Below are 21,842 nucleotides of genomic sequence, written 5' to 3'. Positions count from 1 at the left end.
TTATTACTTTATGAATTGTTACTTATCCCTAGCCTGCTGGCTGGTAGCTTTCTTCTATTTATCAAGTTGCGAAAGCTACAGTGAGCCACCGAGAGCCCACCAAGCCGATCAACCGATTGTACTGACCTCCTTCTATCCCAAAGAAGGCGGAGCACGTGACAAAATTCTTCTGGACGGAAAAAACTTCGGCACCGACGTGAGTAAAATCAAAGTATATTTCAACAATGCCAGGGCCTCCGTCGTTTCATCAAGCGGAAGCCGTATTTATGCCATTGTACCGCGCCTTCCGGGCGATAATCCCCGTATCTCCGTAGTGGTCGACACCGATTCTGTCGCTTACGAAGAAACATATGCTTATCATACACAGGCATTGGTCAGCACGGTCACCGGAAACGGTGAAACGAGCTTCCTTGCCGGAACACTCTCCACCGCTCAGGTGTATGGCAAATATCTTGATCTGGATGCCGAAGGCAATCTTTTCATGTCATGGCGTGACGGCGGTACATTTGGAATCGCCCGGATAAACGAACAGCAGAACATTGTGACTCCGCTCATTGAAGCAGATGCCGCCAACCGCATCTTATATGCCAACGGCTTAACGGTGGACCGTGCCACCGGAATGCTGACCGCCGCGCACGAATCGGTCAAAGAAGTGACATTTACCTTCGACCCGCGTGAAGCCTGGTATCCCCGCCAGCGTAACATAAAATACTCACAGTCGGATCTGAACTCAATCGTAGATGCCGACAAATACAAGAATTTCGTCACCTTCTGCCCTTATGACGGCTATCTATATACACGATACCGTGATGGAAAGATCGCTAAAATAGATCCCGACACATTCGAAGGACACATTATCCATCAAGGCCCCAGCGGATCACAATACGGACAGGCGATTAATCCTGCGAAGCCTTGGCTTCTGTATATAACGCTTCACTCCAACGCCCCTACCGCATACAGACAAGGGATTTCGGTGCTCGACCTCCGCGATCCGGATGGAACAGGCGGATTTAAGCGTCTCAATGCTCCCGGCGGCAGCGCTTTCCGTGACGGTCCGATTGAAGATGCCCTGTTCAATTATCCCAAGGATATCAAGTTTGACAACGACGGCAATATGTTCGTAGCCGACTATGGCAACCATTGCATCCGCATGGTATCTGCCGACAATATCGTCACGACAGTTGCCGGACAGCCCGGCGTCGCCGGATACAAGGACGGAGGACCGGTAGAGTCCTTATTCAAGAATCCCTGGGGAGTGGCTGTCAATGAACAGGGAGACATTTACATTGCAGACTGGGGTAATGCACGCATTCGCAAATTGGTTATCGAATAACAAAGTAAACTCACAATGAAAATCAAACAGATTTTATACTTAATGTCGTTCTGCTTATTGCTTTCGGCAACAACCTTCGCGCAGCAAGTTCAGGAATTTACCGTTTCAGGAACTGTCGTGGATAAGGACAAGCTATCCATGCCCGGCGTATCGGTATACATCAAAGACAAGCCCTCCAAAGGTACCACAACCGACAATGACGGTAATTTCAAGCTGAAAGTGGTTTATGGAGACAAAATGATATTTTCTTTTATCGGCTTCAAACCGTCGGAGCACGTGGCCATCAAACCCCAAACCGACTTAACGGTCACACTGCTTGAAAACAACAATTCCCTTGATGAAGTGGTTGTCGTCGCACTGGGAAACGTTCAGCGGAAAATCAGTTCGGTAGGTGCCATTACGACGGTCAGCACTAAAGATATCCAGTCCCCCTCCCCTTCCATCAGTAACTTGTTGGGAGGCAGGGCAGCCGGTGTCATTTCCTTGCAGAGCAGTGGCGAGCCCGGTCAGAATATCGCCGATTTCTGGGTACGTGGTATCGGTACGTTCGGAGCCAACAGCAGTGCCCTTGTACTGATTGACGGTCTGGAAGGCGACCTCAACACCATCGACCCTGCCGATGTCGAAAGTTTCTCCATCCTGAAAGACGCGTCGGCAACTGCCGTGTACGGAGTAAGGGGAGCCAACGGAGTCGTATTGGTCAACACCAAGAAAGGCCTTTCGGGCAAAATTCAGATTACCGGACGTTTCAACACCACGCTGTCCGTCCTCAACCGTCTGCCGAAATATCTGGGAGCTTATGAGTATGCGCAGTTAGCAAACGAAGCCAGAGCAGTACGGAACGAAACACCTTTGTATGACGATACGGAAATGGGAATTATACGCGACGGTCTCGACCCCGACCTCTATCCCAACGTAAACTGGCAGGATGAGATACTCAACAAAACATTCTGGCGGCACACTTATTATGTAAGCGGACGTGGCGGAAGCGATGTGGCACGTTATTTTCTGAGCCTGGGAGGTAAAAACGAAGTGCGGCCTACAAGGTAGACAAGAACAGTATATACAGTTCGAACGTCAGCTACAACACCTATAATTACCGTATCAATCTAGACGTGAACCTGACCAAATCAACGAAAGTTTATTTGGGTTCTGACGGATTCCTCTCCCAGTTGAATCAGCCCGGCGTAGCCAATACCGAATATATATGGGGAGCACAGTCGCGGCTTACTCCATTGTCCATTCCCACCCAATATTCCAATGGTATGCTGCCCGGACGCGGTGCCGGAGAGCTGTCATCGCCTTATGTCATGATCAACCATACGGGAAAGGCTGCCAACGAAGTGTACAAGGGCAAATCAACTTTGGCAATCAATCAGGACTTTTCCGAATTGATCAACGGGCTTAAATTACGTGTACAGGGAGCATACGATATCCACAGCTACTTCAATGAACGGAGAAGCGTGCAGCCGGCCCTCTACAATGCGCTGGGCAGAGCAAGCGACGGATCACTCATCATGCAGGAGACCGTACAGGAGAAAAAAGCCTCGTACAGCAAGTCCACCCGCCAGTACCGCAAATACCACTTTGAGGCTACACTCAATTATGACCGGCTTTTCGGTACAGATCACCGGACATCCGCGCTGGTCTATTATTACATCAGCGATTCTAAAGACACGGACGACGCTACAAGTAATTTATCGGCCATTCCCTTGCGCTATCAGGGAGTATCCAGCCGGTTTACATATGGCTACAAGGATACTTACCTGCTGGACGTCAACTTCGGATATACCGGTTCCGAAAACTTCCAGCCCGGCAGACAATACGGTTTCTTCCCATCCGTCGCATTGGGCTGGGTACCTACCGGCTACAAGTTTATACAAGAGGCGCTCCCCTGGCTCGACTATCTTAAAATAAGAGCTTCGTATGGTTCGGTAGGTAACGACCGGATTACCGATGTCCGCTTCCCCTACCTTACTAAAGTGAACGAGGGCACCGGATCGGCTTGGGGCGTTCCCGACATCGAGATTATCGGTGAGACACGTATCGGAGCTGATAATCTGGCGTGGGAAAAGGCCATCAAGTCCAATGTGGGTATTGAAGGAAAGTTGTTTAATAACAAGATCGATTTCGTTGTCGATATTTTCCATGATCAGCGTAACGGTATTTTCCAGCAACGGGTACAGGTGCCCGAGTTCGTAGGAGTGGTCTCTAATCCATACGCGAATGTGGGTAAAATGAAAAGTTACGGTGCCGACGGAAACATCAGCTTCACGCAGGATTTCACTCCCGATTTCGGCTTCACCTTACGGGGTAATTTCACGTACTCCAAAAATAAAGTACAGAACTGGGAGCAGGCTTATCTGGAGTATCCCTATCTGGAATACAATAATTTCCCGTACAATTCCATCCGCGGATATCAGGCAGTCGGACTGTTTAAGGACGAAGATGACATCAAATACAGTCCCAAGCAGACTTTCGGGGAGGTAATGCCCGGTGACATCAAATATAAGGATATCAATGGAGACGGTATGGTGGACAAGCTGGACATGGTGCCGTTGACGCACAGCACTTATCCACTGATGATGTACGGCCTGGGAGCAGAAATCCGCTACAAGAATCTGACTCTGGGTGTATTGTTCAAGGGAACCGGCAAGACCTCTTTTTTCTATGTAGGTCAAAAGACGACAGTGAACGACGAAACCCGCCTCAACGGAATGGGGTACATGCCTTTCTTCGAGGGTAACACCGGAAACGTACTCACCCTGGCAGCCAATCCAGTCAACCGATGGATTCCCAGAGATTATGCCATTGCACACGGGATCGACCCATCCCTTGCCGAAAACCCGAACGCGCGTTTCCCCCGCCTGCAATATGGAAATAACAGCAACAACAGCCAGTTATCCACCTTTTGGCAGGGCGATTCACGCTACATACGCCTGCAGGAAATCACCCTGAACTACCATCTTGCGACAGCTTTTCTGAGACGCATAGGTGTTTCTTCACTGGATATCCAATTCGTAGGTAACAACCTCTATGTATGGGATAAAGTGAAACTCTTCGATCCGGAACAGGCACGCTGGAACGGCCGTGTATATCCCATCCCTTCCACCTATTCCCTGCAATTATATGTCAATCTCTAATAAATACATCATCCGATAAACGATAAAATGAAAACATCCTTAATAAAAAAACAGCAAGAACGTTCTTCTTGGTTCAGGCAGTCATGTTAGTAACGTCTTGCAGCAACTTCTTAAACATAGACAATTACTTTGATGATGAATTCAACATCGACTCGGTTTTCACCAATGCCCGATATATGGAAGCGTATATGTGGGGAGCGGCAGCCATGTTCCCGGATGAGGCACAGACCATCCGTAACGGGTACACACCGGGACCGATGGCGACCGACGAAGGATTTAACGGACTGACCGGAAGTGGAACGGCCAATATCTATCACGGCATGGATTTCGCCAACGGAAAGATCACACAGGATTTCCTCGGAGACGGCTCCCCCAACCTGAACCAATGGGGCAAATACTACAAAATCATCCGTAAGTGCAACAGCATCCTGCAAAACCTCGACCGCCCGAAAGACCTGACAAACTCGGAACGGCTCAGACTGGAAGGATACACACGTTTTATCCGTGCCTTCGCCTACTACAATCTTTTGGTCGATTACGGTCCGGCAATCTTGCTGGGAGACGAAGTAGTGAATACCAACGAACCTATCGAATACTACGACCGCCCCAGAGCCACCTATGACGAAACAATGAACTATACTTGTGAGGAGTTCGAAAAAGCGGCACGGCTGCTGCCCTCGCCTCAGGATGTTTCCACGCTGGACTTCGGACGCCCCACCAAAGGAGCCGCACTCGGCCTGGTAGCCCGCCTGCGATTGATACACGCCAGCCCGCTATTCAACGGGGGGCCTGTTGCCAGCTCCTATTTCGGCAACTGGAAACGCAAGACCGACGGTGTGCATTATGTCTCCCAGCAATATGACGAAAGTCGGTGGGCAGTAGCTGCCGCCGCCGCAAAACGGGTGATGGATATGGGAGCGTACAAGCTCTATACGTATGCAAAAGACGACAACACGCCGGAGCTTCCCGCCGGAGTCACTTCCGACCCCAATTTCTATGACGCCTACCCGAACGGAGCCAACGGAATAGACCCTTTCAAATCTTATTCGGACATCTTTACCGGCGAAGCCGTAGCGTCCATCAACCCGGAATTGATCTGGGGAAGAAACACGACGTACCTCAACGAAACCATCAGCAAAGGTTCTTTCCCTCCCTCGATGGGTGGATGGGGACGTTTCTGCGTCACTCAGAAAGTGGTAGACGCCTATCTGATGGACGACGGCCGTACGAAAGAAGAAGCCGCCGCCGACGGATATTACTCGGAGACAGGCTTCACTTCCGAACCGCGTAACTTTTCCGGCTATCCCCTCAACGCCGGTGTATATAAGATGTACGCCAATCGTGAAATGCGGTTCTACGCATCTGTAGGATTCAATGAGGCAGTATGGCAGGCATTGTCCAGTTCGACTCTCAACAACCACACAGCCAAGTACTACTATCAGGATGAAGACGGTCGTGGCGGTGTTACAGCCACTTCGCCCAACTATCCCATCACCGGATACGTAATCAAAAAGTACAATAACCCGATGGATGCCTGGACCGGCACCGGAGCCCGCCATATCCAGAAAGCCTATCCCATCATCCGCTATGCGGAAATCCTGCTATCATATGCGGAGGCACTCAACAACCTGACCGGCCCCCACACCGTAGAACTGGACGGTCAGCCTTATACCATGAGCAGAGATAAAGCGGAAATTAAAAAGCATTCAATCAAGTCCGCTACAGGGCCGGACTGCCGGGGCTGACAGCCAATCAACTCAACAGTACGCCGGAAGTACAGAAACAGATAGAACGCGAACGTATGGTAGAGTTTTTATGGGAAAACAGACGTTTCTATGATGTCCGCCGCTGGGGTATTTATGAAGAGACAGAGCAGGAACCTATCCGTGGAATGAATCCCGACGGTGCAACCAAAGAGACCTACTACCAGCGTGTCATCCCTAGTTCTTCCTCATTCCTGACGAGGGTGGTTGACAAAAGGTCTGTCTGGGTGCCCATACCACGCAACGAAATGAGAAGACTGCCTTCTCTCGACCAGAATCCGGGTTATTAATCTAAATAACAAAAAAGAAAATGAAACGAGATTTTATAACGATACTCGCACTTATGACAGCGCTTTCGTCATGCAATGACGATGCGCTGTTTGAGAAGGAAATGTACAAGAATGTAGTAGCCCTGATCAGCAGTGACTACTATAACACGTTTGAAGAAGTGGTCACCTTATCCCCTACCGGAGAAGAGGCGACAGGATATATCGCAGCCTGCACCGGAGGCACCCATGCCCCGAAACAAGACATGGTGATCGGGCTGGAAGAAGACCTGACTTCACTGGAATTCTACAACCGGTCTCTTTATGACGTCGATGAAGCCTGCTATGCCAAATTCCTGTCCAGTGACAAATACGAGATCGTAGATTACAAGATTCAGATCAATGCAGGCGAACGGACAGGCAGAACCATGATCAAGATACGTCCCGAAGGACTGTCGCCGGATTCTACCTACTTCGTAGGATTAAAAGCTACGGATATCTCCGGTGTCGAGATTAATGAAAGCAAAAACACCATTCTATATCAAATACTTATCAAGAACGATTATGCAACGCAGGGCGAAAACGTTTACTATTCAATGACCGGTCTGGCAGACGGGATGGCAACCGCAGGTAACAAGAAGATGTTTCCACTCACCCACAACAGCGTACGCGTGATAGCCGGAACGGAGTCTTTTGAAAGCAATGTGGATCACATCAACAAAACCGCCATCATACTGCAAGTGGAGGAAAACAATCATGTCACGATAAAGCCGTACAAGGATATTGAGGTAACTCAGATAGACGGTGACTCCAAATACCCCAATACATTCAAGGTAGAGGAATCTTTCGGTCATACTTATAATGTATTTCTGCTGTCGTACCGATACACAAAGGATGGGAAAAGCAAGGTGATGCAAGAGGAATTGCGGCTGGAAATAAATAATTAACGCAAAAACCTCGTAAGGTTAACCCTTTTCTCTTTAATATTAATAACTTTGTATGCAAATCTTTTTTCGTACCACTATAGTGGCACGAAAGAAGAACTATAGTTCCCCTTGTGTCCCACTCTAGTGGTCCGCACGGGGAACTGTAGTAGAACGAATTAATATTTAAGCCGGATTCCTTAGTTTATAGGAACGGAAACATTAATAACACAACAAAATAACTTAAGTTATGAGCGCACAGTATGACCTTTACGAGACTCCCGATATCAAGCAGACAGGAGAAAAACAACCCCTTCATCCCCGCATTGTTCCCAAAGGGACTATCGGTCAGGACGAATTTCTAGACCGCGTACACAAATTTACAGGAATCAGCCGTAGTTTGCTGGCAGGAGCAATGCAGTCTTTTCAAAATGAGTTAAAAGATTTACTGGCTAACGGCTGGATTGTAGAATTAGGCGAGATCGGCTATTTCTCCGTATCGCTGCAAGGACCACCCGTAATGCACAAGAAAGATGTGCGTGCACAATCAATCAAATTAAAAAACATCAACTATCTACCGACCAAACAATTCAAGCGGGAAGTAGGGTATGACATGAGATTGGAACGTACCGAATCTCTCACCCGGCCCAAAGGTAACGGACGTAGCGAAGCGGAATGTCTGGCATTAATAACCGCCCACCTTGAAAAATATCCTTGCATGACTCGCACTGATTATTGCTATATGACCGGTCACGACAAAAAGCGTGCACTAAAAGAGCTGAACGCTTTTATCGAAAAAGGGATACTGATGCGCTACGGAGCAGGAAAACAGGTGATTTATGCGAAGAAAATGATTTGAAGCATATAGCGTATATCCCTAATTGAACTCATTAGATGAATAAGCCTGTTTCCAACCTTCTTCGGGCAGAGGCAACAGGGATCTATATACAGAGACTTTAAAACATTTTCTTTCGGAGACAATACACCCAAAAGTCGATCATTTTTCCAACAATGATACCGAAGGAACTAAGTGCCAAAACGATGTAAACAGCGATAATCAACGGCTGTTCGTCTATCCATTTATTAACAAGTCCGGACATCCCGGCTCCTGAGTCACCGAAGTCACGTTGGATTCTTGAATCTACAAAGGTATGGATATGATATGAAAAGGACAATCTTCAATCGGAAAAAGATGAAAGGAGAACAACAAAAAAACATCTGACCATTTCTTTAGTTGAAGAAACTTATTAACGCACTTTGAGTTTTTTGCTTGGCAGTTCATTTGGAAACACATACATTTGCATCGTGATCACAAAACAAAAGAAACAGATTTACTAACTATTAAAAAACAAAAAAGATTATGGCACTTAGGTATGTCGTTAAAAAAAGAATGATTGGTTTCGGTAAAGAGAAAACCGAAAAGTATGTAGCACAGAATTTTATTACCAATACGGTTAATTTCAAGGATTTGTGTGATGAGATTTCTAAAGTGGGAATGGTTCCCAGCGGAGCGATCAAGTTTGTACTCGATGCACTGATCGATACGCTGAATATAAACTTAAACAAAGGTATTTCCGTACAACTGGGTGATTTCGGTCAATTCCGTCCCGGCATCAGCAGCGAAAGCCAGGAGACAGAAGCGGCAGTGGATTCCGACACGATTCGTCGGGTGAAGATCGTATTTACTCCGGGATACAAGTTTAAGGATATGCTGAAAAAGGCAAGTATTCAAAAACTGGTAACCGGCAGCGAGATCGTTGACAACGGAAACACTCCTACTCCTCCCAACCCCGACGGCGGCGGTGACGGCGGCGATGAGGAAGCACCTGACCCGACAGTATAAAAACAGGAACAAAAAAAGCTCTGCATGAGCTGAAACGCAAAAATGACCGGAAGCACTGCTTTCCGGTCATTTTTTTAATAATCTCTTCTCTCTCTTAATTTTTTTATCCTTCGTACGGTTCAAAGTCCTCTTTTCCGACTCCGCAAAGTGGACAAGTCCAATCATCCGGAATGTCTTCAAATGCTGTTCCCGGTTCAATTCCGCTCTCGGGATCTCCTTGTGCGGGGTCGTAAATGTATTCACAGACTGTGCAAATGTACTTTTTCATAACGTTCGTTTTTTATTGGTTTACTAAATAATATAACGCAAATAAAATGCAAATTGTTCGAACTTATTTCTTATCCCGAGTAAAAAAGTTATCTTTGCAACATATTTGTAGAACAAAACCAACAAGTTACATCATGCTAATAGCATTGCTACCTATCCTGCTAATTATATGTGCAATCCTCCTGCTCAGCTATCTATGGGAACGGAGAAAATGTCTTCGGATGCAAAAACGACTATTCCGGGAATCCAGAAAGCTGGAACATACCAACCACATCGCCAGCGCCATTCTGAAAAATGTCCATGCCTATATCTTATTAATAGATAACGACTTCAAAGTATTAAAAACAAACTACTATCAACTCACCGGAACTCAGAAAGGTCTGGAAGAAAAGAGAGTGGGCGACTTATTGCAATGCCGCAACGCATTATCGGCGGAAGGAGGCTGCGGTACTCATGCTTACTGTGGCTCCTGCCCCATACGTTGTGCCATCCGCCAGGCTTTCGAACAAAGAAGAGGCTTCACTGATCTGGAAGCTACTCTGAACGTGCTTACTTCCGAAAAGAAATCCGTAGAATGTGACGCCGTGATATCCGGTTCCTATTTTCTCCTTAACGAAGAAGAGAATATGGTACTTACCGTGCACGATATCACCCAACTTAAAGAAACAGAAAAGCAACTGACACTTGCCAAAGAGAAAGCAGAAAATGCCGACCTTTCGAAGTCTGCCTTCCTTGCCAATATGAGTCACGAAATCCGCACGCCTCTCAACGCCATCACAGGATTTGCAGAAGTACTCGCCAGCGCCAATACAGAAGAAGAAAAGGCACAATATCAGGAGATCATAAAGATGAATGCCGATCTGCTGCTGCAACTAGTGAACGATATCCTGGATATGTCGAAAATAGAAGCCGGTACACTGGAATTTGTATATACAAAGGTAGATATCAATCTGTTACTATCCGACTTGCGGCAGCTTTTCCAAATGAGAGTCAACGACGCAGGAAAAAACATCCGGATAATTGCAGAACCAAGCCTTCCCTCCTGTAGCATAGAGACCGACCGGAACCGTGTCGCGCAGGTGCTCTCCAATTTTACCACCAACGCCATTAAATTCACGCAGGAGGGAACGATCAGCATCGGTTATGAGGCAAGAGATACCGAACTTTATTTTTATGTCACCGACACCGGAGCCGGAATCCCTGCCGACAAACTACCGGAAGTTTTCGGCCGCTTCGTAAAGCTGAACAAAGACAAGAAAGGAACGGGGCTGGGACTTTCCATCTCTAAAACCATCGTAAACAAATTGGAGGGGCAAATCGGCGCAGACTCCGTAGAAGGCAAGGGATCAACGTTCTGGTTTACGATTCCCTATCGTACTTGCGGACGTCCCGAATAAAGTAACTTCATAAAAAGTTTTAATTAAACATTTTATCACAATTTTATGTTGTATTTTTGCGGTCCTAATCAAACGCATGTATTTGCATGAGTACTACAAAAAAAGACGATTATTATCATGTAGGCCTTACGGATGACGAAGTCCTACAAAGCAGAGAAAAGAACGGTGTCAATCTGTTAACACCCCCCAAGCGTCCTTCCTTATGGAAGCTCTATCTCGAAAAGTTTGAAGATCCGGTTGTGCGGGTATTGTTGGTAGCCGCCGTATTTTCACTGATCATTTCCATCATCGAAAATGAATATGCCGAAACTATCGGAATCATAGCGGCCATCTTGTTGGCCACAGGCATCGGCTTCTTTTTCGAATATGATGCCAATAAAAAATTCGACTTACTGAACGCCGTCAATGAAGAAACACTCGTAAAAGTGATTCGCAACGGACACGTACAGGAAATCCCACGTAAAGACGTCGTTGTAGACGATATTATCATATTGGAAACAGGCGAAGAGATTCCTGCCGACGGCCAGCTGCTGGAAGCGATCTCCCTGCAAGTGAACGAATCCAACCTGACCGGAGAACCGGTAATCAACAAGACTGTGATCGAAGCGGACTTTGACGAAGAAGCAACCTATGCCTCCAACCTAGTGATGCGCGGAACGACAGTGGTGGACGGACACGGTACCATGCGCGTACTGCACGTGGGAGATGCCACAGAAATCGGCAAGGTAGCACGCCAGAGCACCGAAGAAAATCTGGAACCGACCCCTCTGAATATACAGTTGACCAAGCTCGCGAACCTGATCGGTAAAATCGGTTTTACCGTTGCCGGACTTGCCTTCCTTATCTTCTTTGTAAAAGATGTACTGTTGTACTTTGATTTCAGTTCGCTGAACGGCTGGCACGAGTGGCTTCCGGTTTTCGAACGGACCCTCAAATATTTCATGATGGCCGTCACTTTAATTGTAGTAGCCGTCCCCGAAGGGTTGCCCATGAGCGTAACGCTCAGCCTGGCCCTGAATATGCGCCGTATGCTCTCGACCAACAATCTGGTACGAAAGATGCACGCCTGCGAGACGATGGGAGCTATCACCGTGATCTGTACGGACAAAACGGGTACACTGACTCAAAACCTGATGCAGGTACACGAACCCAATTTCTACGGAATCAAGAATGGCGGCAACCTGGGCGATGATGACATCAGCGCTCTTGTCGCAGAAGGGATCAGCGCCAACTCAACCGCTTTCCTCGAAGAAGCGGCAACGGGCGAAAAGCCGAAAGGTGTTGGTAACCCTACGGAAGTCGCCCTGTTATTATGGCTCAACAGTCAGGGAAGAAATTATCTCGAACTCCGTGAACACGCCCGCATCCTCGACCAGCTCACCTTCTCGACCGAACGTAAATTTATGGCGACTCTCGTCGAGTCTCCGATCATCGGAAAGAAAGTACTTTATATAAAAGGAGCACCCGAAATCGTGCTCGGCAAATGTAAGGAAGTCGTACTGGACGGCCGACGGGTAGATGCCGTCGAATATCGTTCGACAGTAGAAGCTCAGTTACTGAATTATCAGAATATGGCAATGCGCACACTCGGCTTTGCCTTCAAAATAGTAGGAGAAAACGAACCGAATGACTGCACGGAACTGGTGTCTGCCAACGACCTTAATTTCTTAGGAGTCGTAGCCATCTCAGACCCGATTCGTCCGGATGTACCCGCCGCCGTTGCCAAATGCCAGTCGGCTGGTATCGGCATCAAGATCGTTACCGGTGACACACCGGGAACTGCGACGGAAATTGCCCGTCAGATCGGACTGTGGCAACCGGAAACAGATACCGACCGGAATCGTATCACCGGTGTTGCCTTTGCCGAACTGAGTGATGAAGAGGCGCTGGACCGTGTGATGGACCTCAAAATCATGTCTCGTGCCCGCCCGACAGATAAGCAGCGTCTTGTGCAGCTGCTCCAACAAAAAGGAGCCGTAGTCGCCGTAACCGGAGACGGTACGAACGATGCGCCTGCCCTGAATCATGCCCAAGTCGGTCTGTCAATGGGTACAGGTACGTCCGTAGCCAAAGAAGCCAGTGACATCACACTGCTCGACGACTCGTTCAACAGCATCGGTACCGCTGTCATGTGGGGACGTTCTCTTTATAAGAATATTCAGCGTTTCATCGTATTCCAGCTGACGATCAACTTTGTAGCCTTGCTGATCGTGTTATTGGGATCGATGATCGGAACAGAACTTCCGCTGACAGTGACACAAATGCTGTGGGTGAACCTAATCATGGATACTTTTGCCGCTCTGGCCCTCGCTTCCATCCCTCCCAGCGAAACCGTCATGCAGGAAAAACCGCGCCGCAGCACTGACTTTATCATCAGCAAAGCGATGCGTAACAATATATTAGGTGTAGGTACGATCTTCCTCGCCGTATTGCTCGGAATGATTTATTATTTCGACCACAGCGCGCAAGGTATGGATGTACATAACCTCACCATTTTCTTCACTTTCTTCGTCATGCTGCAATTCTGGAACCTGTTCAATGCCCGCGTATTCGGCACTACCGACTCGGCATTCAAGGGACTTTCCAAATCGTATGGCATGGAGTTGATTGTTCTGGCCATTCTGGTCGGACAATTTCTGATCGTACAGTTCGGTGGAGCTGTATTCCGCACAGAGCCGCTCGACTGGCAGACGTGGCTTCTGATTATAGGCGTTTCGTCCACGGTGTTATGGGTTGGAGAACTTATTCGCCTTGTTCAACGTAGTATTCACAAATGAGAAAATAATGAAAAGTAAAGGAATTAAAAACTTACTTATTGATTTAGGCGGTGTACTGATAAATCTCGACCGCGAACGTTGTATTGAGAACTTTAAAAAGATCGGGTTCCAGAACATAGAAGAAAAGTTCTGCACCCACCAGCTGGACGGAATATTTTTGCAGCAGGAGAAAGGACTGATCACTCCTGCCGAATTCCGTGACGGCATTCGGGAGATGATGGGAAAGATGGTAAGCGACAAACAGATCGACGCCGCCTGGAACAGCTTTTTGGTAGACATCCCGACCTATAAACTCGACTTGCTGCTCAAACTACGCGAGAAATACGTAGTCTATCTGCTCAGCAACACAAATGACATCCACTGGAAATGGGTATGCAAGAATGCCTTCCCCTACCGTACGTTCAAAGTAGAGGACTATTTTGAGAAAACGTATCTCTCTTACGAAATGAAAATGGCCAAGCCCGAACCGGAAATATTCAAGGCAGTGACCGAAGATGCGGGTATTGACCCGAAAGAGACTTTTTTTATTGACGATTCCGAAATTAACTGTAAAGTAGCTCAGGAACTGGGTATCTCGACCTACACACCGAAAGCCGGTGAAGACTGGAGCCATCTTTTCAGAAAAAAATGAGAGTGTAAGTATGCAGATTATAAATGACACATCGGCTATGATTCCCGAACCATGCGTAGCTACCATCGGTTTCTTCGACGGAGTACACATGGGACATCGCTATCTGATTCAACAGGTGAAGGAGATAGCGGCAGCCAAAGGTCTGCGTTCTGCATTGGTCACATTCCCCGTTCATCCGCGCAAAGTGATGAACGCCGCTTACCATCCGGAACTTTTAACTACTCCCGAAGAAAAAACAAACCTGCTCGCAGGCACGGGAGTAGATTATTGCCTGATGCTCGATTTTACGCCCGACATCTCCCGTCTGACCGCCAAAGAATTCATGACTCAGATACTGAAAGAACGTTATCAGGTAAAGTATCTGGTGATAGGATACGATCACCGTTTCGGTCACAACCGCAGCGAAGGGTTTGACGATTATGTACGTTACGGGCAGGCAATCGGCATTGAGGTCATCCGTGCACAGGCTTACACAGATGATATACAGATAGATACCACCCAAAGTGCCCCGGTCAGTTCTTCTTTAATCCGCAAGTTGCTGCATCAGGGAGATGTAGACGCAGCTGCCCGCTGTCTGGGCTACGAATACTTTCTGGACGGAACGGTAGTAGGCGGCTATCAGGTAGGCCGGAAGATCGGTTTTCCGACTGCCAATTTAAGCGTGGATGATCCCGACAAACTGATTCCCGCAGACGGAGTCTATGCCGTATGGGTCACATTCGACGGGAAGACCTATATGGGAATGCTGAATATAGGCGTCCGCCCTACCATCGGAAATGGTCCCAACCGCACAATCGAAGTGAATATCCTTCATTTCCACTCCGACATTTACGACAAATTTATCCGGCTTACTTTCGTGAAACGGACACGCCCCGAACTGAAATACGATAGTATCGACGAACTAATCGCACAGCTTCACAAAGATGCGGAAGAAACTGAAGCCATTCTACTCGCCGCCAAACAGGAGAAATGATCCCCCTTTTTCTCTAAATTAACCACATTAATAAGCCTCTTTTCGGCTGCAACGAGTCCGTTAATATCGAAAAACATATCTTTTTTATTGTTTTTCGATAAATAAAATCTCTTTTTCCTTTGCCAACTCAAAACTTACCTCTACATTTGCATATCGATAAACGATAAATAATCATCGAAAAACAAACATTTTCTATTTAATCATCTATTAAAAAATAACACTTTATGAAAAAGTCATTAATGAGTATATCGATGCTGGTAGTATCCATCTCAATGATAGCCATGTTTCTGTGCAGCTTCATTGCCAGTAAATAACAAACGATTATCTTTGTATCCCATCCAAGAATACTAAGAATACTACGAATATGAGAACTGCTATTAAACTGATATTACTGAATCTGCTTATCGCACAGATCATTGCTCCCATTTTAGTCATGATCCCCTGTGTGATTTATCTGGTAGCCACTACCGGAAACTTAGACAAAGACACGCTCATTACCATGCTTATGATTCCGGCGCAACTGGCCGGTCAGCTGATGATGGGTATCTATTTATGGAAAGCCGGATACATCAGCACAAAGAAAATAACCTGGTCGCCCGTTTCATCCTCGTATCTGTTCTTCAGTGCATTGGCTGTCCTCACCTGTGGCTTCGTCGTATCCGCATTGGCAGAACTGATGAAGTGGATTCCCAACATCATGGAACAATCCTTCGATATCCTCCAGTCCGGCTGGGGAGGCATTCTTGCCATAGCCGTCATAGGTCCCGTACTCGAAGAACTGCTATTTCGCGGAGCCATCACCAAAGCATTGCTACAGCAGTACAGCCCGACAAAGGCAATTCTGCTTTCAGCCCTTTTATTCGGTGTTTTCCATATCAATCCTGCCCAGATACTTCCGGCATTCCTGATCGGTATCCTATTTGCATGGACGTATTACAAGACTGCCAGCCTCATCCCCTGCATACTGATGCATATACTGAATAATTCGTTATCCGTATTTCTCAGCACGAAATATCCGGAAGCTGAAAATATGAGCGATCTGATGGACACTACCTCCTATCTAATTGCTATTTTTGTAGCAGTTTTGATACTGGCAGGAGTTATTTGGGCGATGCGTCGTACGACCGTCCATTATCCCTGGAAAGAAGAAACAAATATCACGGACTAAAAAATAACAGCGATGAAAAGACGTTTGAATATTCTCAGCATATTGGTATTCATTGTTCTGGGACTTTCTCTGTATACCACAGGATACCAGTTCGGAACAGGAATGAAAGCCGGAATGAGTCTGGCCAAAGAACAGCACAAGGAATCGAAAGCATGTGACAGACCTATGCTTGCAGGCGATTTCCGTTTTGTGGATGTCGTACCTACGATCGCCATGATCAAACCGGATACGATCATCAATGCCCAAAACAATGAGAAAGTGCCCGTCATGTATACGCAAATGGCGGTACGCACCGGAAAAGAAGTGAATTACAGTTACCTGATTATCAGCAGTTCCTGTTCGCTGATGAATGCACTGCTCACCATCTCCGCACTTATTATCTTTGTCATGCTGATTCTGAGCATCAACAAATCGCAGATATTCGAATGGAAGAATGTCCGCCGCCTGCGCTGGCTGGGCAGTCTGCTGATTATGTCCTTCGTGTTTTACCTGATTCCGCAGGTCGTCAACTACTGGGGACTGAAAGAAGTATTCGCGCTTGAACATTATATCATCGCTCCCCTGGCGCTACAGACGACTGATTTATTATTGGGACTCGGTTGCCTGATTGTAGCCGAAACATTCGCTATCGGACTGAAAATGAAAGAAGAACAGGAACTGACCATTTAACCCAAACCGAGAAAATAAAATTATGGCAATTATAGTAAACCTTGACATCATGATGGCGCGCAGAAAAATATCTCTGGGCGAGCTGGCGGAGAAAATAGATATCACCCCCGCCAACCTTTCTATATTAAAAACCGGAAAAGCTAAGGCAATCCGTTTCTCTACGCTGGAGGCTATCTGCAAAGTACTGGACTGCCAGCCGGCAGATATACTGGAATATCAGGAGGAGGAAAAAGAAAATGAACGGTAGATACCTGGTCCGCAGGATATCCACCGTTCATTCTATATTACCTTTTTATCTTTATTTCCCTTCTTTTGCCTTAAATGCCAGCGCATACATACGTATCTGCTTTACCATCGACAGCAACCCATTGCTACGGGTAGGAGACAAATGATCTCTCAAACCTATCTTATCGATAAAATAAAGATCAGCATTCAGTATTTCATCGGGCGTATGCCCCGAAAGGACTTTGATCAATAAAGCAATGATTCCTTTCACAATCAAAGCGTCACTTTCCGCATTAAACACGATTTTTCCATCCACATCGTCCGCCTGAAGCCATACACGGCTCTGGCAGCCTTCGATCAGATTCTGTTCGGTCTTATACTTTTCGTCGAGCGGTTCCTGTTCATTACCTAAGTCAATGAGCAGCTGGTAGCGGTCCATCCAGTCATCGAAGTCGCTGAATTCAGCAATCACTTCGTCTTGTAATTCATTAATTGACATGAAGTTATTTACGGTTTACTAGTTAACTATTTACTTTTCATTATAAATCACTTCCAGCACTGTCTGTCCGACGGCTTTCAGCGTATTCTTGTCGATATGGTCCATATTATCATGAATGGTATGCCAAGTCGGAGGGAAGCCTGTTTCCGGATCATTGGGAATAATATCGATTGTCTTGATACGAGCCAGACGGTTAATAAACAGATGGTCGTCGGTGATGGTATCGCCTCTCTCATCGATGAAGGTTTTCCCATAACCTGCTTTTTTAGCCGCTTTCCATACTTTCTTGTTGATATCCGGAGCAAACTCTTCGGAATATCCTTCTTTCAGAAATACGCTGTTCTCACCACCCACCATATCGAGCAAGATACCAAAACGGGCATTATACCCTTGCACATGAGGATTGCGTGACCAATACTGCGAGCCGAGACACCAAGCCTCTTCCTTGTGCTTTCCCTCGTAGAATTGAGGAGTTCCGTAGTCTTCCGCATCCAGAAAGATGATATCAATGCCCAGTTCCGGCTGTTGCTGATTGACCAACCGGGCGATTTCCAGCAAAGCTCCCACTCCGCTTGCTCCGTCGTTGGCTCCCAGAATAGGGGTATGGTGATTCTTTTCGTCAGCATCATTATCCGCCCACGGACGGGTATCCCAATGTGCAAACAACGCTATTCTCTTCTTACTTTCCGGCTTGTAAGAGCCGATGATGTTCCGCGCCTTCAACAGTGTGCCGTCATAGGCAATCAGATCGGCATACTGATTCGTTACCTTCGCACCGAAAGCCTCCAGCTTTCCGGCCAGATAATTGCCACAAGCTACGTGCTCCTTCGTATTGGGGACACGGGGACCAAAATCTACCTGATTCTTTACATACAAATAGGCACTGTCCGCATCAAACTGAGGTACATTTACCACCACTTTTTCACTTTGTTCATTCGTACCAGTTGCCTTGCTGCCTCCTCCACAAGAAAAAGCAGATAATAATACAAAGGCACTCGTCAATACTATCATAGATTTCTTTTTCATCGTCCTTTTATCTATATGAAGCCTCAAAATTAGTCATTTTCACCACAGTATCGTTCAGATAGAATGGATTATTAACAAATAAACTTTAACTCCACATTTTTCTTTCCAACGGTCAATTCCACTTTTGCGCCATTGATAAGCGGCAAATTATGCGTCACATGACCTACCGGAAAATTAAAACAAACCGGATAGTCATATTCTTTCACCAAATCGGCCAGAGCGGGATACAGCTCCTTACCCAACGAACAGTCTTCTTCGTATTCGGTAAATTGACCGATAATGAGTCCGGAGAGTGTTTCAAGCACACCGCCCAGTTTCAGATTGTACATCATGCGCTCAATCGCATGGGGACGTTCACTGACATCTTCGAGAAACAGGATGGTTCCTTCGGCAGGAATATCATAAGGAGTGCCGCGCAGCCCGTAAGCTACCGCCATATTTCCGCCACGCAGGATACCTTCGGCCGTACCTTGCCTGTTCAGTTTATGCTTTTCGCAAGTATAAACGGGCAGATTACCGAAGAGAATATCTTTCAGATAGGCCACGCAAGGGTCTTCTTCCGGCTCCACGCTCAAATGACGTGCCATCAGCGAATGCAGGGAGGCATATCCATTCTTCTGAAATAAATTATGCAAGGCAGTGATGTCGCTGAATCCCAGCAACCACTTCGGATGTTCACGAAAGGCGGTGAAGTCAATCTTGTCCACCAGATGCACGGCCCCGTATCCTCCTCTGCTGCAAAGAATAGCTTTCACTTTCGGATCATCCATCGCACCCTGCAAGTCTTGCAGACGCTGCCGGATCGTTCCGGCATAACGTCCGGAAGAACCTCCGGCATATTTCCCCATAGAGACTTTCAATCCCCATGATTCAAGCCGTTTCTTCGCACGTTTCAGAAACTCTTTGTCTATCTTGCTGGAAGGTGACACAATCACTACTTTGTCACCTTTCTGTAAAAAAGAAGGAAGTTGAATATTCATATTTAATGTTTTATTTGAGTGACTTTCGCTGATAAAAACGCACCCAGTCCACTTCCATTTCTACCGGAAGGTCTTTGGGATCGACTGCTCCGACCCACGAACCGCCCAACTGCATATCGATCAGCAGATAAAACGGCTGGTCGAACGGGAATTGTCCCTCCTTCTGCGTCTGTATGCGGGGATAAGTAAACGTATGTATGTCGTTGACATAGAACGAAAGACTGTCCGGATACATTTCTACAGCGAAAACGTTATAGCGATCGGGATGGATGACTCCTGTGGAGTGTGACTTGGGATGATCCTTGATTCCCAAAGTGTACGTATAATGAGAATGAACTGTCTGATAAGCGATAGAGTCGTCATTCAGACGCTCCATCACATCTATTTCGCCTCCCGACGGCCATTTGGCATTTTCGGGCAACAGCCAGATAGCCGGCCATGCTCCTTTTGCAGCATTCAGCTTGGCGCATATCTCGATGCGTCCGTCAAGGAATGCCTTTTTACCTTTGGTATAAACGCCTCCTGTCAGATAAGGTGCCGTATCATTGGGCAGCGTCTGATTGGCAATGCCTCTTAACACCAACTTGCCTTTGCGCATGGCAAAGCAGGAATCAAAGTCCGTCATATAATTATTCCAGTCGGCCTTCCCTCGCGGAATCTTGCTCCAAACCTGCGGGTCAAAGCCTTTTTTCTGATTAAAATTCTCTTCCCATACCAACGACCAGCCGGAGGAAGAAACTCTTGTCGTTTTGCAGGAAACGAGTACCCAACAAAGGAGTAATGTGCTAATAAATAATAGATTTCTGAACTGTTTCATTTTGTTTTAAAGTTTAAGGGGGATTCATTTGCAAAAATACAGGAAAAAACGGTTCGGTGTATATCTACACACTAAAACAACTAAAATATAACAAAATGTTACATAACAGGCGTAAGTTTTCGGGTTATGAGTATTATTTTCTCAATGATTTTTCTGATATTTGCTAAAAATCTAACGTTATGGAACCTATTCAGAACTTTGCCCAGCTAACAGCCCATCTTAAACAACAGAATCGTAGGAAACGAATTGCCGTAGTCTGCGCCAACGACCCTAATACGGAATATGCCATTACCCGTGCTTTGGAAGAAGGAATTGCAGAGTTTCTCATGATCGGGGATTCGGCTATTCTGGAAAAATATCCTGCCTTGAAGCAATATCCCGACTACGTGAAGACCATTCACATCGAAGATTCGGACGAAGCGGCACGTGAAGCTGTCCGCATCGTGCGTGAAGGGGGAGCGGATATTTTAATGAAAGGTATCATCAACACGGACAATCTGCTGCACGCCATCCTCGACAAAGAGAAAGGACTGCTACCCAAAGGGAAAATCCTCACGCACTTGGCGGTGATGGAGATTCCGACTTACCATAAACTGCTGTTCTTTTCCGATGCCGCAGTGATTCCACGCCCCACGCTGCAACAACGGATTGAAATGATCTGGTATGCCATCTGCACTTGCCGCCATTTCGGTATCGAGCAGCCTCGCGTTGCACTGATACACTGCACCGAGAAAGTGAGCGCCAAATTCCCGCATTCGCTGGATTATGTAAACATCGTGGAACTTGCCGAAGCGGGAGAGTTCGGAAATGTAATCATCGACGGTCCGCTGGATGTACGCACTGCCTGTGAGCAGGCGAGCGGGGACATCAAAGGAATTGTTTCGCCTATCAACGGACAGGCGGATGTGCTGATTTTCCCCAATATAGAATCGGGAAATGCGTTCTACAAGTCCGTCTCCCTGTTTGCCAATGCGGATATGGCAGGATTGTTGCAAGGACCTATCTGCCCGGTAGTGCTCCCTTCCCGCAGTGATTCCGGCTTATCGAAATATTACAGCATCGCAATGGCCTGCCTGCAAGTGGCCGGCTGCGAATGCAGAGAGAAGCTCAACCTGAACCGTTAATCATAATTCAAACCTTAT

19 protein-coding genes and 1 pseudogene are annotated in these 21,842 nt (G+C 46.8%); 15 read left to right on the top strand and 5 right to left on the bottom strand.

Annotated elements, in window-relative coordinates; translation table 11 throughout:
- Positions 1-10 precede the first annotated feature (10 nt).
- The 7 genes and pseudogenes from HMPREF9007_RS02050 (at position 11) to HMPREF9007_RS02075 (ending at position 9,271) form a co-directional block, all read left to right on the top strand.
- Positions 11-1,333 (top strand): IPT/TIG domain-containing protein, encoded by a 1,323-nt coding sequence (locus HMPREF9007_RS02050; RefSeq protein WP_008763591.1) that lies wholly within the window; start codon positions 11-13, stop codon positions 1,331-1,333.
- Positions 1,334-1,348: 15 nt separating this feature from the next.
- Positions 1,349-4,476 (top strand): annotated as a pseudogene (locus HMPREF9007_RS02055) (TonB-dependent receptor).
- Between the two features lie 83 nt (positions 4,477-4,559).
- Positions 4,560-6,221 (top strand): RagB/SusD family nutrient uptake outer membrane protein, encoded by a 1,662-nt coding sequence (locus HMPREF9007_RS02060; RefSeq protein WP_277754718.1) that lies wholly within the window; start codon positions 4,560-4,562, stop codon positions 6,219-6,221.
- The gene (locus HMPREF9007_RS27900) at positions 6,209-6,529 is read left to right on the top strand and encodes a RagB/SusD family nutrient uptake outer membrane protein (RefSeq protein ID WP_346962716.1); all 321 of its coding nucleotides are present in this window, start codon (positions 6,209-6,211) and stop codon (positions 6,527-6,529) included. Before HMPREF9007_RS02060 ends, HMPREF9007_RS27900 begins: the two co-directional genes overlap by 13 nt.
- A 20-nt stretch (positions 6,530-6,549) precedes the next feature.
- Positions 6,550-7,452: a DUF4361 domain-containing protein gene (locus HMPREF9007_RS02065; protein WP_008763590.1), complete on the top strand. Its 903-nt coding sequence runs from the start codon at positions 6,550-6,552 to the stop codon at positions 7,450-7,452.
- A gap of 226 nt (positions 7,453-7,678) precedes the next feature.
- Positions 7,679-8,287 carry a DsbA family protein gene (locus tag HMPREF9007_RS02070; RefSeq protein ID WP_008763589.1) on the top strand — a complete coding sequence of 203 codons (609 nt, stop codon included), beginning with the start codon at positions 7,679-7,681 and terminating at the stop codon, positions 8,285-8,287.
- A gap of 501 nt (positions 8,288-8,788) precedes the next feature.
- On the top strand, positions 8,789-9,271 hold the full coding sequence (locus tag HMPREF9007_RS02075) for an HU family DNA-binding protein (protein WP_008763587.1): 483 nt from the start codon (positions 8,789-8,791) through the stop codon (positions 9,269-9,271).
- 103 nt (positions 9,272-9,374) lie between these two features.
- On the opposite strand, the gene rd is transcribed toward HMPREF9007_RS02075, so the two are convergent.
- Complete coding sequence (gene rd, locus HMPREF9007_RS02080) at positions 9,375-9,539, bottom strand: rubredoxin (protein WP_008763586.1); 165 nt, start codon at positions 9,537-9,539, stop codon at positions 9,375-9,377.
- A gap of 220 nt (positions 9,540-9,759) precedes the next feature.
- On the opposite strand from rd, the gene HMPREF9007_RS02085 reads away from it, so the two are divergent.
- The 7 genes from HMPREF9007_RS02085 (at position 9,760) to HMPREF9007_RS02115 (ending at position 17,400) form a co-directional block, all read left to right on the top strand.
- A complete protein-coding gene (locus HMPREF9007_RS02085; RefSeq protein ID WP_008763585.1) occupies positions 9,760-10,935 on the top strand; it encodes an ATP-binding protein in 1,176 nt (391 codons plus the stop codon).
- A gap of 86 nt (positions 10,936-11,021) precedes the next feature.
- Positions 11,022-13,712 carry a calcium-translocating P-type ATPase, PMCA-type gene (locus HMPREF9007_RS02090; RefSeq protein ID WP_008763584.1) on the top strand — a complete coding sequence of 897 codons (2,691 nt, stop codon included), beginning with the start codon at positions 11,022-11,024 and terminating at the stop codon, positions 13,710-13,712.
- 7 nt (positions 13,713-13,719) lie between these two features.
- Positions 13,720-14,343 (top strand): HAD family phosphatase, encoded by a 624-nt coding sequence (locus tag HMPREF9007_RS02095; protein WP_008763583.1) that lies wholly within the window; start codon positions 13,720-13,722, stop codon positions 14,341-14,343.
- Positions 14,344-14,353: 10 nt separating this feature from the next.
- Positions 14,354-15,316, top strand: coding sequence for a bifunctional riboflavin kinase/FAD synthetase (locus tag HMPREF9007_RS02100; protein WP_008763582.1), 963 nt, complete (start codon positions 14,354-14,356; stop codon positions 15,314-15,316).
- Positions 15,317-15,680: 364 nt separating this feature from the next.
- The gene (locus tag HMPREF9007_RS02105; RefSeq protein ID WP_032850767.1) at positions 15,681-16,484 is read left to right on the top strand and encodes a CPBP family intramembrane glutamic endopeptidase; all 804 of its coding nucleotides are present in this window, start codon (positions 15,681-15,683) and stop codon (positions 16,482-16,484) included.
- 12 nt (positions 16,485-16,496) lie between these two features.
- Positions 16,497-17,153 (top strand): DUF2975 domain-containing protein, encoded by a 657-nt coding sequence (locus HMPREF9007_RS02110; RefSeq protein ID WP_008763580.1) that lies wholly within the window; start codon positions 16,497-16,499, stop codon positions 17,151-17,153.
- A gap of 22 nt (positions 17,154-17,175) precedes the next feature.
- Complete coding sequence (locus HMPREF9007_RS02115; protein ID WP_008763579.1) at positions 17,176-17,400, top strand: helix-turn-helix transcriptional regulator; 225 nt, start codon at positions 17,176-17,178, stop codon at positions 17,398-17,400.
- 51 nt (positions 17,401-17,451) lie between these two features.
- Here the strand turns inward: HMPREF9007_RS02115 and HMPREF9007_RS02120 are convergent, their stop codons facing one another.
- The 4 genes from HMPREF9007_RS02120 to HMPREF9007_RS02135 all read right to left on the bottom strand — a co-directional run bounded on the left by HMPREF9007_RS02120 (position 17,452) and on the right by HMPREF9007_RS02135 (position 20,700).
- Positions 17,452-17,877, bottom strand: a complete 426-nt coding sequence (locus HMPREF9007_RS02120; RefSeq protein ID WP_008763578.1) for a SufE family protein — start codon at positions 17,875-17,877, stop codon at positions 17,452-17,454.
- A gap of 30 nt (positions 17,878-17,907) precedes the next feature.
- Positions 17,908-18,903: a M28 family peptidase gene (locus HMPREF9007_RS02125; protein ID WP_008765186.1), complete on the bottom strand. Its 996-nt coding sequence runs from the start codon at positions 18,901-18,903 to the stop codon at positions 17,908-17,910.
- Between the two features lie 71 nt (positions 18,904-18,974).
- Positions 18,975-19,883: an LD-carboxypeptidase gene (locus tag HMPREF9007_RS02130; RefSeq protein ID WP_008763576.1), complete on the bottom strand. Its 909-nt coding sequence runs from the start codon at positions 19,881-19,883 to the stop codon at positions 18,975-18,977.
- 10 nt (positions 19,884-19,893) lie between these two features.
- Positions 19,894-20,700, bottom strand: a complete 807-nt coding sequence (locus tag HMPREF9007_RS02135; protein WP_008763575.1) for a glycoside hydrolase family 16 protein — start codon at positions 20,698-20,700, stop codon at positions 19,894-19,896.
- Positions 20,701-20,879: 179 nt separating this feature from the next.
- On the opposite strand from HMPREF9007_RS02135, the gene HMPREF9007_RS02140 reads away from it, so the two are divergent.
- A complete protein-coding gene (locus HMPREF9007_RS02140) occupies positions 20,880-21,824 on the top strand; it encodes a phosphate acyltransferase (RefSeq protein WP_008763574.1) in 945 nt (314 codons plus the stop codon).
- Positions 21,825-21,842 lie beyond the last annotated feature (18 nt).

This window comes from Bacteroides sp. 1_1_14 (assembly GCF_000162515.1).
In the GTDB taxonomy this organism is placed as follows: Bacteria; Bacteroidota; Bacteroidia; order Bacteroidales; family Bacteroidaceae; genus Bacteroides; species Bacteroides thetaiotaomicron.
The sequence above is the reverse complement of the archived record's forward strand: the minus strand, read 5'-3'. Positions and strand labels throughout refer to the sequence as shown.

Coding starts and splice junctions, on each gene's coding strand:
- HMPREF9007_RS02050 (WP_008763591.1), top strand. CDS start 11: ATGAATTGTTACTTATCCCTAGCCTGCTGGCTGGTAGCTTTCTTCTAT.
- HMPREF9007_RS02060 (WP_277754718.1), top strand. CDS start 4,560: ATGTTAGTAACGTCTTGCAGCAACTTCTTAAACATAGACAATTACTTT.
- HMPREF9007_RS02065 (WP_008763590.1), top strand. CDS start 6,550: ATGAAACGAGATTTTATAACGATACTCGCACTTATGACAGCGCTTTCG.
- HMPREF9007_RS02070 (WP_008763589.1), top strand. CDS start 7,679: ATGAGCGCACAGTATGACCTTTACGAGACTCCCGATATCAAGCAGACA.
- HMPREF9007_RS02075 (WP_008763587.1), top strand. CDS start 8,789: ATGGCACTTAGGTATGTCGTTAAAAAAAGAATGATTGGTTTCGGTAAA.
- rd (WP_008763586.1), bottom strand. CDS start 9,539: ATGAAAAAGTACATTTGCACAGTCTGTGAATACATTTACGACCCCGCA.
- HMPREF9007_RS02085 (WP_008763585.1), top strand. CDS start 9,760: ATGCAAAAACGACTATTCCGGGAATCCAGAAAGCTGGAACATACCAAC.
- HMPREF9007_RS02090 (WP_008763584.1), top strand. CDS start 11,022: ATGAGTACTACAAAAAAAGACGATTATTATCATGTAGGCCTTACGGAT.
- HMPREF9007_RS02095 (WP_008763583.1), top strand. CDS start 13,720: ATGAAAAGTAAAGGAATTAAAAACTTACTTATTGATTTAGGCGGTGTA.
- HMPREF9007_RS02100 (WP_008763582.1), top strand. CDS start 14,354: ATGCAGATTATAAATGACACATCGGCTATGATTCCCGAACCATGCGTA.
- HMPREF9007_RS02105 (WP_032850767.1), top strand. CDS start 15,681: ATGAGAACTGCTATTAAACTGATATTACTGAATCTGCTTATCGCACAG.
- HMPREF9007_RS02110 (WP_008763580.1), top strand. CDS start 16,497: ATGAAAAGACGTTTGAATATTCTCAGCATATTGGTATTCATTGTTCTG.
- HMPREF9007_RS02115 (WP_008763579.1), top strand. CDS start 17,176: ATGGCAATTATAGTAAACCTTGACATCATGATGGCGCGCAGAAAAATA.
- HMPREF9007_RS02120 (WP_008763578.1), bottom strand. CDS start 17,877: ATGTCAATTAATGAATTACAAGACGAAGTGATTGCTGAATTCAGCGAC.
- HMPREF9007_RS02125 (WP_008765186.1), bottom strand. CDS start 18,903: ATGAAAAAGAAATCTATGATAGTATTGACGAGTGCCTTTGTATTATTA.
- HMPREF9007_RS02130 (WP_008763576.1), bottom strand. CDS start 19,883: ATGAATATTCAACTTCCTTCTTTTTTACAGAAAGGTGACAAAGTAGTG.
- HMPREF9007_RS02135 (WP_008763575.1), bottom strand. CDS start 20,700: ATGAAACAGTTCAGAAATCTATTATTTATTAGCACATTACTCCTTTGT.
- HMPREF9007_RS02140 (WP_008763574.1), top strand. CDS start 20,880: ATGGAACCTATTCAGAACTTTGCCCAGCTAACAGCCCATCTTAAACAA.